Annotated in this window: 12 protein-coding genes; 7 read left to right on the top strand and 5 right to left on the bottom strand. The window is 62.2% G+C overall.

Annotation, left to right across the window (positions count from 1 at the left end):
• Positions 1 to 55 precede the first annotated feature (55 nt).
• Positions 56 to 820, bottom strand: coding sequence for a LuxR family transcriptional regulator (locus BFQ00_RS06745; RefSeq protein ID WP_065933010.1), 765 nt, complete (start codon positions 818 to 820; stop codon positions 56 to 58).
• A 182-nt stretch (positions 821 to 1,002) separates the two neighbouring features.
• Between BFQ00_RS06745 and BFQ00_RS06740 the strand changes: the two genes are divergently transcribed.
• Genes BFQ00_RS06740 through BFQ00_RS06715 form a run of 6 tightly spaced genes read left to right on the top strand, consistent with a single transcriptional unit; the run spans position 1,003 to position 7,160 of the window.
• Positions 1,003 to 1,890: a proline iminopeptidase-family hydrolase gene (locus BFQ00_RS06740; protein ID WP_065933009.1), complete on the top strand. Its 888-nt coding sequence runs from the start codon at positions 1,003 to 1,005 to the stop codon at positions 1,888 to 1,890.
• A 3-nt stretch (positions 1,891 to 1,893) separates the two neighbouring features.
• The gene (locus tag BFQ00_RS06735) at positions 1,894 to 2,841 is read left to right on the top strand and encodes an ABC transporter permease (protein WP_065886399.1); all 948 of its coding nucleotides are present in this window, start codon (positions 1,894 to 1,896) and stop codon (positions 2,839 to 2,841) included.
• Positions 2,838 to 3,695, top strand: coding sequence for an ABC transporter permease (locus tag BFQ00_RS06730; protein ID WP_065933008.1), 858 nt, complete (start codon positions 2,838 to 2,840; stop codon positions 3,693 to 3,695). Before BFQ00_RS06735 ends, BFQ00_RS06730 begins: the two co-directional genes overlap by 4 nt.
• Positions 3,692 to 4,648 carry an ABC transporter ATP-binding protein gene (locus BFQ00_RS06725; RefSeq protein ID WP_065886401.1) on the top strand — a complete coding sequence of 319 codons (957 nt, stop codon included), beginning with the start codon at positions 3,692 to 3,694 and terminating at the stop codon, positions 4,646 to 4,648. The genes BFQ00_RS06730 and BFQ00_RS06725 overlap by 4 nt, the downstream gene beginning before the upstream one ends.
• Entirely contained in the window at positions 4,645 to 5,664 is a 1,020-nt protein-coding gene (locus tag BFQ00_RS06720; RefSeq protein WP_065886402.1) for an ABC transporter ATP-binding protein, read from the top strand. The genes BFQ00_RS06725 and BFQ00_RS06720 overlap by 4 nt, the downstream gene beginning before the upstream one ends.
• Entirely contained in the window at positions 5,646 to 7,160 is a 1,515-nt protein-coding gene (locus BFQ00_RS06715; protein WP_065886403.1) for an ABC transporter substrate-binding protein, read from the top strand. The genes BFQ00_RS06720 and BFQ00_RS06715 overlap by 19 nt, the downstream gene beginning before the upstream one ends.
• Positions 7,161 to 7,292: 132 nt before the next feature.
• Here BFQ00_RS06715 and BFQ00_RS06710 read toward each other — a convergent pair whose 3' ends face one another.
• The 4 genes from BFQ00_RS06710 to BFQ00_RS06695 all read right to left on the bottom strand — a co-directional run bounded on the left by BFQ00_RS06710 (position 7,293) and on the right by BFQ00_RS06695 (position 10,856).
• A complete protein-coding gene (locus BFQ00_RS06710) occupies positions 7,293 to 8,033 on the bottom strand; it encodes a YciK family oxidoreductase (RefSeq protein WP_065886404.1) in 741 nt (246 codons plus the stop codon).
• Between the two features lie 87 nt (positions 8,034 to 8,120).
• Positions 8,121 to 8,792 (bottom strand): N-acetylmuramic acid 6-phosphate phosphatase MupP, encoded by a 672-nt coding sequence (mupP, locus tag BFQ00_RS06705; protein WP_065886405.1) that lies wholly within the window; start codon positions 8,790 to 8,792, stop codon positions 8,121 to 8,123.
• 4 nt (positions 8,793 to 8,796) lie between these two features.
• Positions 8,797 to 9,495: a bifunctional 2-polyprenyl-6-hydroxyphenol methylase/3-demethylubiquinol 3-O-methyltransferase UbiG gene (gene ubiG, locus BFQ00_RS06700; protein WP_003189760.1), complete on the bottom strand. Its 699-nt coding sequence runs from the start codon at positions 9,493 to 9,495 to the stop codon at positions 8,797 to 8,799.
• Between the two features lie 29 nt (positions 9,496 to 9,524).
• The gene (locus BFQ00_RS06695) at positions 9,525 to 10,856 is read right to left on the bottom strand and encodes a TRZ/ATZ family hydrolase (protein WP_065933007.1); all 1,332 of its coding nucleotides are present in this window, start codon (positions 10,854 to 10,856) and stop codon (positions 9,525 to 9,527) included.
• A 110-nt stretch (positions 10,857 to 10,966) separates the two neighbouring features.
• On the opposite strand from BFQ00_RS06695, the gene mtnA reads away from it, so the two are divergent.
• Positions 10,967 to 12,037 carry an S-methyl-5-thioribose-1-phosphate isomerase gene (gene mtnA / locus BFQ00_RS06690; protein WP_065933006.1) on the top strand — a complete coding sequence of 357 codons (1,071 nt, stop codon included), beginning with the start codon at positions 10,967 to 10,969 and terminating at the stop codon, positions 12,035 to 12,037.
• The last annotated feature ends 327 nt before the right edge of the window (positions 12,038 to 12,364 follow it).

Below are 12,364 nucleotides of genomic sequence, written 5' to 3'. Positions count from 1 at the left end.
TAGTCTGCACGCGACGTTTAGGTAACTAGCAAAACAGCTAGGTTTTAGATAACGATCAATCGTCCAGCAACCGGTAGTGCGTGGCGCGCACCACCGCCTGCACGCGGTTCTTGGCGCCCAACTTGTGCATGGCAGACGCCAGGTGCAGGGTCACCACCGCCAGCGAACGGGTCAATTGCGTGGCGATCTCGGCCGCAGTCAAGCCTTCGGCGGCCCATTTCAGGCACTCGCGCTCGCGTTTGGTCAGATGGATATGCGGGTAGGTGCGCACTGCTTTGTTGAACAAAGGATAAGCCGCTTCCTGTAACGCGTGGCCGATCACGCTGAAGTCCGACAAGGTCTGCTGCGCATCTTTCAATACCGCACTCGCCTTACCGGTGCGCAGCCCGGTCAATGAGGCGAAGCCACCACGGGGCAGGTGGATCGGCACGCTGACGCGGCAGGTCAACTGTTGTTCGTGCAGGTAGGAACAAACGGGTGCATGGCAGGGGTCGATGATCGTTTGCAGTGCAGTCTCGGCTTTTGCCTCATACGACCAGACAAACGGCGATACGCTGCGCAAGGCCAGGTGTTGCACCGGATCAATCTGGTAGAACCCTTCGCTGCACCACAAGGCGTGCCAGTCGGTCGGCGTGTTGCGCAGTTGCAGCACCGAGGGCGTGATCAGCACCCCGTTGAGGTCGATGGGCACCGGCGTGTAGTCGTACACCAGCGCATCGAAACCCAGCTGTTGGGCGAGGATAAACGTATTGTCTATCTGCTCGTCCAGGCTCCTGCCCGGCATCAGGCGATTATTGAAGGCAGTTAGCCTGGCCAGCATCCGTTCTGCTCCCGAATTCATTTGAATCTCGACTTGCTGCAAGTAGAATGCCACGCCCCGGCGAAGGACTGCCAGGCCAAACCTATAAGAAACGCTAGGTTATGGACGCGCGGCATCCTCGGTAGTGTTGACGTACAAACGGCCACTACCTGCCAGGCCGATACAACACAAGGAATGTATGCATGTGGCGTGAAATTGCCCCCGACCAGCAGTACAACGTGCAAGTCGACGGCCATAATCTCGTGGTCTACAGCTTTGGCGAAGGCGATGAGGTGCTGCTGTGCCTCAACGGCGGGCCGGGCCTGCCGTGTGACTATTTGCGCGACGCCCATGGCTGGCTCAAAGACCATAACCTGCGAGTGGTTGCATTCGACCAGCTTGGCACGGGCGCATCAGCCAGACCGACCGACGTTTCCCTGTGGGAAATCCGCCGTTATGTCGAAGAAGTCGAGACCGTGCGCCAGGCACTGGGCCTGGGCCCAGTGCATCTGCTCGGACATTCCTGGGGCGGTTGGCTGGGTATCGAGTACGCCATTCATTACCCCGATGCGCTGAAAAGCCTGATTCTCGAAAACACGGTCGGCGATATTCCCCACCTGTCACGGGAACTTGAACGCCTGCGCGGCGCCCTTGGCAGCGAAACCGTGGCCATGATGCAGCGCCATGAAGCCATGGGCACGCTCGATCACCCGCAGTATCAAGCCGCCATCACCTTGCTCAACTATCGCCACGTGTGCCGCCTGGACGAATGGCCGGAGCCGGTCAAACGCTCCCTCGGCGACTGGAACATGGGGCCTTACGAAACCATGCAGGGGCCCAACGAATTCCTTTATATCGGCAACCTCAAGGACTGGAACCGCATTCCTGAAATGGCCACGTTCAAGATGCCGATATTGATCACCACCGGCCAGCACGACGAACTCACGCCGGCCTGTGCCCTGCGCATGAAAATGGCGGCCCGGCACGCCGAACTGCACGTATTTCCCAACAGCAGCCATATGCCGTTCTACGAAGAACCCGAGGCGTATTTTCCGGTGCTGCTGAACTTTCTCGCCCGCCACCGAGGCTGACGAATGAACCTCGCGCGTTACCGCTTTGTACTGTCCCGGCCCCTGCAATTGTTGCCGGTGCTATTGGGCATCAGTCTGATCACCTTTGTGCTGGTGCGTTCGATTCCGGGCGATCCGGCGCGCGCGCTGCTGGGTTCGCGCAGCACGCCCGACGCGTTGCTGAAAATCCGCGCCCAGTACGGCCTCGATGAACCGTTGTGGCTGCAATATTTCTACTTCCTGAAGAACCTGCTCAAGGGCGATCTCGGCCAATCGCTGCTGTACAAGGTCGACGCCCTGAAGCTGATCGTCACGCGTATTGAACCGACGCTGGTGCTGGTGCTCGGCAGTGTGCTGCTGGCGCTGTTGATCGCGGTACCGCTGGCGACAGTGGCGGCGCGCAATAAAGGCGGCTGGCCAGACAACCTGATTCGCGTATTCACCACGGTCGGCCTGGGCATGCCGGCGTTCTGGCTGGGCCTGATGCTGATCCTGTTGCTGAGTGTGCAGTGGGGCTTGTTTCCGGTGTCCGGTTACGGTCGCACCTGGCTGGACAAGGCCCATCATATGGTCCTGCCGTGTCTGACCATTGCCCTGGCGCTGTCGGCAGTGCTGGTGCGCAATTTGCGCGCGAGCATGTTGGTGGAACTGCAGGCCGATCATGTCACCGCAGCGCGGGCGCGGGGGCTGTCGGAAGCCGCCGTGTTCCGCCGCCATGTCGTGCCCAACTCCCTGGTGCCGGCCGTCAACCTGCTGGCTGTGAACATCGGCTGGCTGATCAGCGGCACGGTGGTCATCGAAAGCCTGTTCGCCATTCCCGGCATCGGCCAGTTGCTGGTGCGCGGTATTTTTACCCGCGACTACATGGTGGTACAGGGCGTGGCAATGGTGCTGGCCTGTGCGACGGTGGTGGTCAACTTCATCGCCGACGTGGTCACGGTGGCCCTTGACCCACGGGTGAAAATGCAATGAACAGCCGCCCATTGACAGCGCCCTGGCGTTTGCGCCTGCGCCTGGGTTTTCGCAACGGCCGGCTGACCGCCGCGTGGGGCCTGTTGATACTGCTCGCATGGCTGACCCTGGCGCTGTTCGCGCCGTGGATCGCGCCCTACGACCCGATTGTGCAGAACACCGATATGAGCCTGCTGGCGCCCGGTGCTGCGCACCTGTTCGGCACCGATAACTACGGCCGCGACGTGCTGTCGCGGGTGATCTGGGGCGCGCGCATCGACTTGCAACTGGCGATTGTCGGGGTGATCTTTCCGTTCATGATCGGCACCTTCATCGGTGCGATCTCCGGTTATATCGGCGGGCGCCTGGACAGCGTGTGCATGCGCGTGATCGATGTGGTGCTGGCGTTCCCGTTTCTGGTGTTGATGCTGGCGATCATGGCCATTCTCGGGCCTGGACTGCAGAGCTTTTACATCGCCATGGCGCTGGTGGGCTGGGTCTCGTATGCGCGGTTGATCCGCTCGCAGATCCTGGTACTCAAGGAGAGCGACTTTGCCCTGGCCGCCAGGAGCCTGGGGTTTGGTCATGGGCGCATTCTGTTCCGGCATTTGCTGCCCAATGCCATGTTTGGCTCGATCGTGTTTTCCATGTCCGACGCGGTGCTGGTGCTGCTCAACGGCGCTGCGGTGAGCTACCTGGGCCTGGGCGTGCAGCCACCGACCGCCGAATGGGGCACGATGGTCGCCGAGGGCCAGGCCTTTATCACCACCGCCTGGTGGATCTGCACCTTCCCGGGCGTGGCCATCGTCACCCTGGCCATGGGCTTCAGCCTGCTGGCCGATGGTGTGGCGCAAGTCCTGGGGGATCGTTCATGAGCCTGCTGCAAGTGCGCGACCTCAGCGTGATCGCCGATAACGCCGGGCATGCGCTGACCCTGGTCGACCGCGTGTCCTTTGACCTCGCCGAGGGTGAAATCCTCGGGTTGGTCGGTGAAAGCGGTTCGGGCAAGACCCTGGCCTGTCGCGGCCTGATGCGCCTGCTGCCATCGCCCAACCTGCGCGTGCAGGGCGGCACGGTGCACCTGGCCGGCCAGGACCTGCTGCGCCTGGATGAAGCCGGCATGCGCGCCGTCCGTGGCGGGCAGTTGGGCATGATCTTCCAGAACCCCAGCAGCCATCTGGACCCGTTGATGCGTATCGGCGAGCAGATCGCCGAAGGCATCCGCCTGCATCAAGGCGCCTCGAAGAAAGACGCGCGCCGGCAGGCCATCGACGTGCTGCGCCAAGTGGGCATTCCCGACCCGCAGGCCCGTGTCGACAACTATCCCCATGAGTTTTCCGGCGGCATGCGCCAGCGCGCGATGATTGCCGTAGCCCTGGGGTGCAACCCGAAGGTGCTGATCGCCGACGAACCCACCACGGCCCTGGATGTGACGGTGCAGGCGCAAATCCTGCGGTTGTTGCTCGACCTTCGCGACAGGCGTGGCCTGTCGATCATCATGATCACCCACGACCTCGGCGTGGTCGCGCAAAGCTGCGACTCCATCGCGGTGATGTACGCCGGGCGCCTGTGCGAACACGGCAGCAAATACGAACTGTTGGCTCAGCCACGGCATCCGTACACCGCCGGCCTGATCGATTGCCAGCCGGCCCACAGCAGCGGCCATGCGTTGTTGCGCACCATCCCTGGCCAGCCGCCGCTGCTCGACGCATTGCCGGGCGGTTGCCGCTTCAACCCGCGCTGCCCGCAGGTCGGCGCCCTGTGTACCGAACTGTTGCCGGAAGGCGCGCGAGTTGCCTGTCACTATCCCCTCGGAGGGCGCCCATGAGCCTGTTGCAGATCAAGGACCTGGAGGTCCGCTTTGCCGCATCCGGCAGTGGCCTGTTCGGGTTGAGCAAGCAGTGGGTGAGGGCGGTGAACGGGGTGTCGCTGAATCTGGCTGCCGGTGAGACCCTCGGGCTGGTGGGCGAGTCCGGCAGCGGTAAAAGCACGTTGGGCCGGGCAATTTTGCACCTCAACCCGATCAGCGCCGGGCAGGTGCTGTTCGACGGTGTCGACATGGCCCGGGGCAGCGCTATCGATATTGCGCGCTTGCGCCGGGAAACCGCGATGATCTTCCAGGACCCCTACGCCGCCCTGAACCCGCGTCACAGCATCGGTGAAACCCTCGCCGAAGTGTTGCGGGTGCAGCGCAAGGTCGCGCCGCAAAACATCCGCGCCCGTGTCGATGAACTGCTCGAGCTGGTTGGCCTGCGCCCTGAACTGGCCTCGCGCAAACCCGGCTCCCTCAGTGGCGGCCAGTGCCAGCGCGTGGGGATCGCCCGGGCGCTGGCGGTGGAACCACGCTTGATCGTCGCCGACGAATGCGTGGCGGCGCTGGATGTGTCGATCCAGGGCCAGATCATCAATCTGCTGCTGGAACTGCAACAGCGCATGAACCTGGCGATCCTGTTTATCGCCCATGACCTGGCCATCGTGCGGCGCCTGTGCGACCGCGTGGCGGTGATGTACCTGGGCAAGATCGTCGAGGAGGGGCCGGTGGAAGCGGTGTTCACTGCGCCGCGCCATCCCTATACGGCGGCGTTGATCGAGGCGATTCCGCAGATTGACCCCCATCGTCCGTTGCCTGCGCAGCCATTGCCCGGCGAGCCACCCAGCCCGCTGAATTTGCCCACAGGCTGCGCGTTTCACCCGCGTTGCCGCTATGCCCAGGCCATGTGTTCCGTGGTGTTGCCGCCCACCCATTCAGTGCATGAGCATCGGTACAGTTGCGTGCTTGAACACCCTTTGCCCCTTCCTGCCCATCATGAACAAGGAGTTATGACATGCAATCGCGCCATTTGAAATTACTCGCCGCCGCCACGCTGACCGCCTGGTCCCTCACTGCCGGCCTGGCCCAGGCTGCTGGCGTACTGACCATCGGTTGCCGTGAAGACAGCACCACCTTTGACCCGATCAAAAGCGCGCAGAACCGCGATACCTGGGTATTTGCCAACGTCTACGACACCCTGGTGCGAGTGGACAACTTGGGCACCAAAATGGAACCGGGCCTGGCGCAAAGCTGGGAGATTTCCAAGGACGGCCTGACCTACACCTTCACACTGCGCGACGCCAAGTTCTCCGACGGCTCGCCGATCACCGCCAGCGACGCAGCGTTCAGCCTGTTGCGCATCCGCGATAACAAGGCGTCGCTGTGGAGCGACCCGTTCAGCCTGATCGACACCGCCAAGGCCCGCGATGGGAAAACCCTGGTGGTGACCCTGAAAACGCCGGCGGTGGCGTTTCTCTCGCAATTGGCGTCGCCAACGGTGTCGATCCTGTCGGAAAAAGCCATGACGACAATGGGCGAAGACGCCTACTCGGAAAACCCGGTGACCTCCGGCGCCTTCACCGTGGACGAATGGCGCAAGGGCGACCGCGTGATCCTGAAGAAGAACCCGAACTTCTGGCAGGCCGGCAACGTCAGCCTGGACGGGGTGGAGTGGGTGTCGGTCACGGACGACAACACACGCATGCGCATGGTGCAGAACAACGAGCTGGACACGGCGATCTTCGTACCCTTCTCCCGCGTTGAAGAGCTGAAGAAAGACCCGAACGTGGTGATCCATGCCGACCCGTCCACCCGCGAAGATCACCTGCTGATCAACCACGCTCATGGCCTGCTGGCCAAGCCAGAAGTGCGTGAAGCGCTGGACATGGCCATCGATAAACAATCGCTGGTGAAGACCGCCACTTACGGACAAGGCACCGTGGCCTATTCCTACATCCCGAAAGGCTCGCTCTATCACTACGCCAATAACCTGCAACGCCCGTATGACCCGACTGCGGCGAAAAAGCTGCTGGCCGATGCAGGCGCCAAGGACCTGAAGCTCAACTACGTGGTCAACGCCGGCAACGAAGCGGACGAGCAGATTGCGGTGATCATCAAGGATCAACTGGCCAAGGTCGGCGTCACCGCCAACCTGCAAAAGGTCGACCCGACCCAGAGCTGGCAGATGCTGGTGGACGGTGAGTACGATATTTCGGTGATGTACTGGACCAACGACATCCTCGACCCGGACCAGAAGACCACTTTCGTGCTGGGCCATGACACCAACCAGAACTACATGACCCGTTACCAGAACGACAAGGTCAAGGCCCTGGTGGCGCAGGCGCGCATCGAGGCCGACCCGGCCAAGCGTGAACAGATGTACGTGGAGTTGCAGAAACTGGCGAAACAGGACGTGAACTGGATCGATCTGTACTACAGCCCGTACATCAATATCTCACGCAAGAATGTGAGCAACTTCCTGCAGAACCCGCTGGGCCGCTTCACGCTTGAGGAAGTGGTGAAAAACTGACGAGCGCTGCAATACCAATGTGGGAGGGGGCTTGCCCCCGATAGCGGTGTCTCAGCCAACAGATTCATGGGCTGATCCACCGCAATCGGGGGCAAGCCCCCTCCCACATTTTGCTTCAGGTTGTGTCAGGGATTACTGGGCGTCGAACGCCTGCCCATTGATCCCTGCACTGTCCGGCCCCATCAGGTACAGGTACACCGGCATGATTTCTTCCGGCGCCGGCCGTTCCATCGGGTTTTCCCCAGGGTAGGCCTGGGCTCGCATGCTGGTGCGCGTACCGCCCGGGTTGATGCTGTTGGCGCGCACGGCGGCGACGTCTTCCAGCTCGTCGGCCAGGGTCTGCATCAAGCCTTCAGTGGCAAACTTCGACACACCGTAAGCGCCCCAATACGCGCGGCCCTTGCGCCCGACGCTGCTGGAAGTGAACACCACCGACGCATCCGTGGACAGCTTGAGCAGCGGCAGCAGGGTGCTGGTCAGCATGAACATCGCGTTGACGTTGACGTGCATCACCCGCATGAAGTGCTCGCCGGACAACTGTTCGATGGGCGTGCGCGGTCCGATGATCGAGGCGTTGTGCAGCAGGCCGTCGAGGCGGCCGAATGCCTTTTCGATCATCGCTGCCAGCTCATCGTATTGATGGGGCAGGGCGGTCTCCAGGTTGAACGGGATCACCACCGGTTGCGGCTGGCCGGCGGCTTCGATTTCGTCATACACCTGGGCCAGGTTGGCCTCGGTCTTGCCCAGCAGCAACACGGTGGCACCGTGGGCGGCGTAGGTTTTCGCCGCAGCCGCGCCGATCCCGCGGCCGGCACCGGTGACCAGGATCACCCGGCCTTTGAGCAGTTCTGGAGGGGCAGAATAATCAAACATACATAACCTCACATTCGAAAACGCCGAAGATCCAATGTGGGAGGGGGCAAGCCCCCTCCCACATTGGATCTTCATCGATCAGTTAAATCAGCAACTGCACACCGCGCTATCCAGCACCTTGCGCAGCTCCAATGGGTGGTCCACCACCACATCCGCCCCCCAGTGACGCGGGTTGTCGTCCGGATGGATATAACCGTAGGTAACTGCCGCCGTACGGGTGCCGGCATCGCGACCGGATTCGATATCACGCAAATCGTCGCCCACGAACAACACGCTGGCCGGGTCGAGGTCGAGCATCTTGCACGCCAGGATCATCGGCTCCGGGTCCGGCTTGCTGTTCTTTACGTGGTCCGGACAGATCAGCACGGCCGAGCGTTCGGCCAGGCCCAGTTGCTGCATGATCGGCTCGGCAAAGCGCAGCGGCTTGTTGGTGACCACGCCCCAGACCAGCTTGGCCTTCTCGATGTCTTCCAGCAGCTCGGCCATACCGTCGAACAATTTGCTGTGCACCGCGCAGTCCTTGAGGTATCGCTCGAGGAATTCCTGGCGCAGCGCTTCGAAACCTGGCGACTCCGGGTCCATCGAGAAAGTCACGGCGACCATCGCCTTCGCGCCACCGGAGATTTCATCGCGGATGTGCTGGTCGTTGACCGGCGGCAGGCCACGGTCGGCGCGCATGGCCTGGCAGATGGCGATAAAGTCCGGCGCGGTGTCCAGCAGGGTACCGTCCATGTCGAAGAGAACCGCTCGCAACTTCACAGGCTTACTCCTCGCGCAGGGTCTGGATCATGTAGTTGACGTCAACGTCGTTGGCCAGCTTGTAGTGCTTGGTCAGCGGGTTGTAGGTCAGGCCGATGATGTCCTTGACGGTCAGCCCGGCCTGGCGGCTCCACGCGCCCAGCTCGGAGGGGCGGATGAATTTCTTGAAGTCATGGGTGCCGCGCGGCAGCAGCTTCATGATGTATTCGGCGCCGATGATCGCGAACAGATAAGCCTTGGGGTTGCGGTTGATGGTGGAGAAGAACACCTGGCCGCCGGGCTTGACCATGCGGAAACAGGCGCGGATCACCGAAGACGGGTCCGGCACGTGTTCGAGCATTTCAAGGCAGGTGACCACGTCGAACTGTTCGGGCATTTCCTCGGCCAGGGCTTCGGCGGTGATCTGGCGGTATTCCACGCTTACGCCGGATTCCAGCTGGTGCAGCTGGGCCACGGCCAGCGGTGCCTCGCCCATGTCGATGCCCATGACGGTGGCGCCGCGCTGGGCCATGGCTTCACTGAGGATGCCACCGCCGCAACCGACGTCCAGCACCTTTTTGCCGGCCAGGTTGACGCGTTCGTCAATCCAGTTGACCCGCAGTGGGTTGATGTCATGCAGCGGCTTGAACTCGCTCTCACGGTCCCACCAGCGGTGGGCCAGGGCTTCGAATTTGGCGATTTCGGCGTGGTCGACGTTGCTCATGGTGAATCCTCTGAATCTGATAAATCGGTTTATTCGCTGTGCCCGCTGATGCGTTGGCCCCAGGCAATGGCCGTGGCGGTCAACTGTGCTTCATCCATGCGGGTCAATCGTCGGTCGTCGAGCAACTGCTTGCCGGCGACCCAAAGGTGTTTCACGCAGTCACGTCCGGTGGCGTAGATAAGCTGTGAGACCGGATCGTAGATCGGTTGTTGCGCCAGCCCCGAAAGGTCGAAGGCGACGATATCCGCAGCCTTGCCGACTTCCAGCGAGCCGATCTGGCTGTCCAGGCCCATCGCCCGCGCGCCATTGAGGGTGGCCATGCGCAGCGCGCGATGGGCGTCCAGCGCAGTGGCCGAACCGGCGACGGCCTTGGCCAGCATCGCGGCGGTGCGGGTTTCGCCCAACAGGTCGAGGTCGTTGTTGCTGGCGGCGCCGTCAGTGCCTATAGCCACATTGACGCCAGCCTGCCACAGGCGTTCAACCGGACAGAAGCCGCTGGCCAGTTTCAGATTCGATTCCGGGCAATGGATCACGCTGGTGTTGCTTTCTACCAGCAAAGCCAGGTCATCCTCGCTGATTTGGGTCATGTGAACGGCCTGGAAGCGCGGGCCCAGCAGGCCAAGGCGACCGAGGCGGGCCAGTGGCCGCTCGCCCGTCTGTTCCACGGCCTGCTGCACCTCGAAGGCGGTTTCGTGCACGTGCATATGGATCGCGGCGTCCAGTTCCTCGGCGATGATCCGGATCTTTTCCAGGTTGTCATCGTTGACGGTATAGGGCGCATGGGGGCCGAACGTGATCTTGATGCGTGGATGATGCTTGAGGTCGCCGAACAGCTCGATGCCTTGGCGAATCGCCTCATCGGCGTTGCTGGCGCCCGGGATCGGGAAGTCCAGGATCGGAATGGCGATCTGCGCGCGCATGCCGCTGTTGTGCACGCAATCGCTGGCGACCTTGGGGTAGAAATACATATCGGAGAAGCAGGTGATGCCGCCCTTGAGCTGCTCGGCGATGGCCAGATCGGTGCCATCGCGCACGAAGGCTTCATCGACCCACTTGGCCTCGGCAGGCCAGATGTGTTTTTCCAGCCAGGTCATCAATGGCAGGTCATCGGCCAGGCCGCGAAACAGGCTCATCGCCGCATGCCCGTGGGCGTTGATCAGGCCGGGGCTGAGCAGCATGCCCGGCAGTTCGCGCACTTCGCTCGCCTCAAGCTTCAATGCCGCCGCCCGCGGCCCGATAAACACGATGCAACCGTCGCGGATACCCAGGCCATGCTCCTTGAGCACTACGCCGGCGGGTTCGACGGGTACCAGCCAGGTCGGCAGCAGTAATAAGTCGAGCGGGGCGGCAGTGGGCGTCATCGCAGGCTTCTTCCTGGGCAGCTATAAAAGAAGGGCGAAGTATACCCGAGCGTCCCGGCGGGCGGATCGCTATAATCGGCGGCTTTTGTTCATGAGTACGGGGTTAAGGGATGCGCGACCGACTGTTGGCGGCGGAGAAGGTGAAGGCCATCGAGTGGCGTGATGGCGTGCTGCACCTGCTCGATCAGCGTGCATTGCCGGCCCGGGAAAGCTGGGTGACGTGCTCGACCGTCGACGAGGTGGCCGCCGCCATTCGCGCGAGGGTGGTGCGCGGCGCGTCGGCCATCGGTATCAGTGCGGCCTACGGCCTGGTCCTGGCTGCGCGCCAACGCATTGCCGAAGGCGATGACTGGCAGGCGGCATGGGAAGAAGACTACGCATTGCTGGCCGATACCCGCCCCACCGCATCCAACCTGTTCTGGGCGTTGAAGTGCATGCGCGAGCGCCTTGACCGCCTCAAGCAACACGCCGACCCGTTGGCGGTGCTGGAAGCCGAAGCCATTGCGATTCATGAGAGCGATCGCGAAGCCAATGTGGTCATGGCCCAATTGGGCCTCGAGCGCATTCGCAAGCATCAGGGCAACGCCCAGGCGATCCTGACCCATGGCAACGCCGGCGCCCTGGCCTCCGGCGGTGTCGGCACGGCCCTCGGGGTGATCCGCGCGGCATTCCTGGAAGGCCTGGTCGAGCAGGTTTATGCCAATGAAACCCGGCCGTGGCTGCAAGGCTCGCGATTGACCGCCTGGGAGTTGGCCGGCGCCGGTGTTCCGGTCACGGTAAACGCCGACGCCGCCGGGGCGCATATCCTCAAGACCAAAGGCGTCACCTGGGTGGTGGTCGGCGCGGACTGCATCGCGGCCAATGGCGATGTGATCGGCACGATCGGTACCTATCAACTGGCCGTTTGCGCCATGCACCATGGCGTACGCTTCATGGTGGTGGCGCCGAGCTCGACCGTCGATCTGATGATGGCTACCGGCGATGATGTGACCCTGGAAGAGCGTGATGTCGGTGAGTTGCTGGAGGTGAATGGCCAGCGGTTGGAGGCGCAGGCATTTAATCCGGCGTTCGATGTGACGCCGGCGGATCTGATTGATGTGATCGTCACCGAAAAAGGTGTGGTGGAGCGGCCGGATACTGCCAAGCTGGCCAGGTTGATGTGTCGTAAGCGGCTGCATTGAGGGCTGTGGTATCTGTGCCATTGCTATCGGGGGCTTGCCCCCGATTGGCCCTAAAAGTCAATAAAAGTCCCGGATCCAGCCTCAAAAAACAGCACCACCCCACCTCTGAGCCTCTCTCGTCCCCCTCAAGCCTGTCATTCATCAAATTACTAGCCTCCATGCGCATCAGGGGGATAGGTGCGTGGCGGCGATTGTGATAACATCCGGCGGTTTCCAGGGCTGCCCCGAGGGGTGGTCCATAACGTGCAGATCCGTGTCATAACTCGTTGATTTGTCGTAAGTCGTTGTCAGGCACCGTGCCGGCAGCGGCGAGCTTTGTTCGTCCCG

Origin of the sequence: Pseudomonas sp. 28 E 9, assembly GCF_900004785.1 — a bacterium.
Taxonomy (GTDB): Bacteria; Pseudomonadota; Gammaproteobacteria; order Pseudomonadales; family Pseudomonadaceae; genus Aquipseudomonas; species Aquipseudomonas orientalis_A.
This window is presented reverse-complemented; position numbering and strand designations above follow the sequence as displayed.

Coding starts and splice junctions, on each gene's coding strand:
- BFQ00_RS06730 (WP_065933008.1), top strand. CDS start 2,838: ATGAACAGCCGCCCATTGACAGCGCCCTGGCGTTTGCGCCTGCGCCTG.
- BFQ00_RS06710 (WP_065886404.1), bottom strand. CDS start 8,033: ATGTTTGATTATTCTGCCCCTCCAGAACTGCTCAAAGGCCGGGTGATC.
- BFQ00_RS06720 (WP_065886402.1), top strand. CDS start 4,645: ATGAGCCTGTTGCAGATCAAGGACCTGGAGGTCCGCTTTGCCGCATCC.
- BFQ00_RS06740 (WP_065933009.1), top strand. CDS start 1,003: ATGTGGCGTGAAATTGCCCCCGACCAGCAGTACAACGTGCAAGTCGAC.
- BFQ00_RS06735 (WP_065886399.1), top strand. CDS start 1,894: ATGAACCTCGCGCGTTACCGCTTTGTACTGTCCCGGCCCCTGCAATTG.
- BFQ00_RS06695 (WP_065933007.1), bottom strand. CDS start 10,856: ATGACGCCCACTGCCGCCCCGCTCGACTTATTACTGCTGCCGACCTGG.
- mtnA (WP_065933006.1), top strand. CDS start 10,967: ATGCGCGACCGACTGTTGGCGGCGGAGAAGGTGAAGGCCATCGAGTGG.
- BFQ00_RS06725 (WP_065886401.1), top strand. CDS start 3,692: ATGAGCCTGCTGCAAGTGCGCGACCTCAGCGTGATCGCCGATAACGCC.
- BFQ00_RS06715 (WP_065886403.1), top strand. CDS start 5,646: ATGCAATCGCGCCATTTGAAATTACTCGCCGCCGCCACGCTGACCGCC.
- ubiG (WP_003189760.1), bottom strand. CDS start 9,495: ATGAGCAACGTCGACCACGCCGAAATCGCCAAATTCGAAGCCCTGGCC.
- BFQ00_RS06745 (WP_065933010.1), bottom strand. CDS start 820: ATGCTGGCCAGGCTAACTGCCTTCAATAATCGCCTGATGCCGGGCAGG.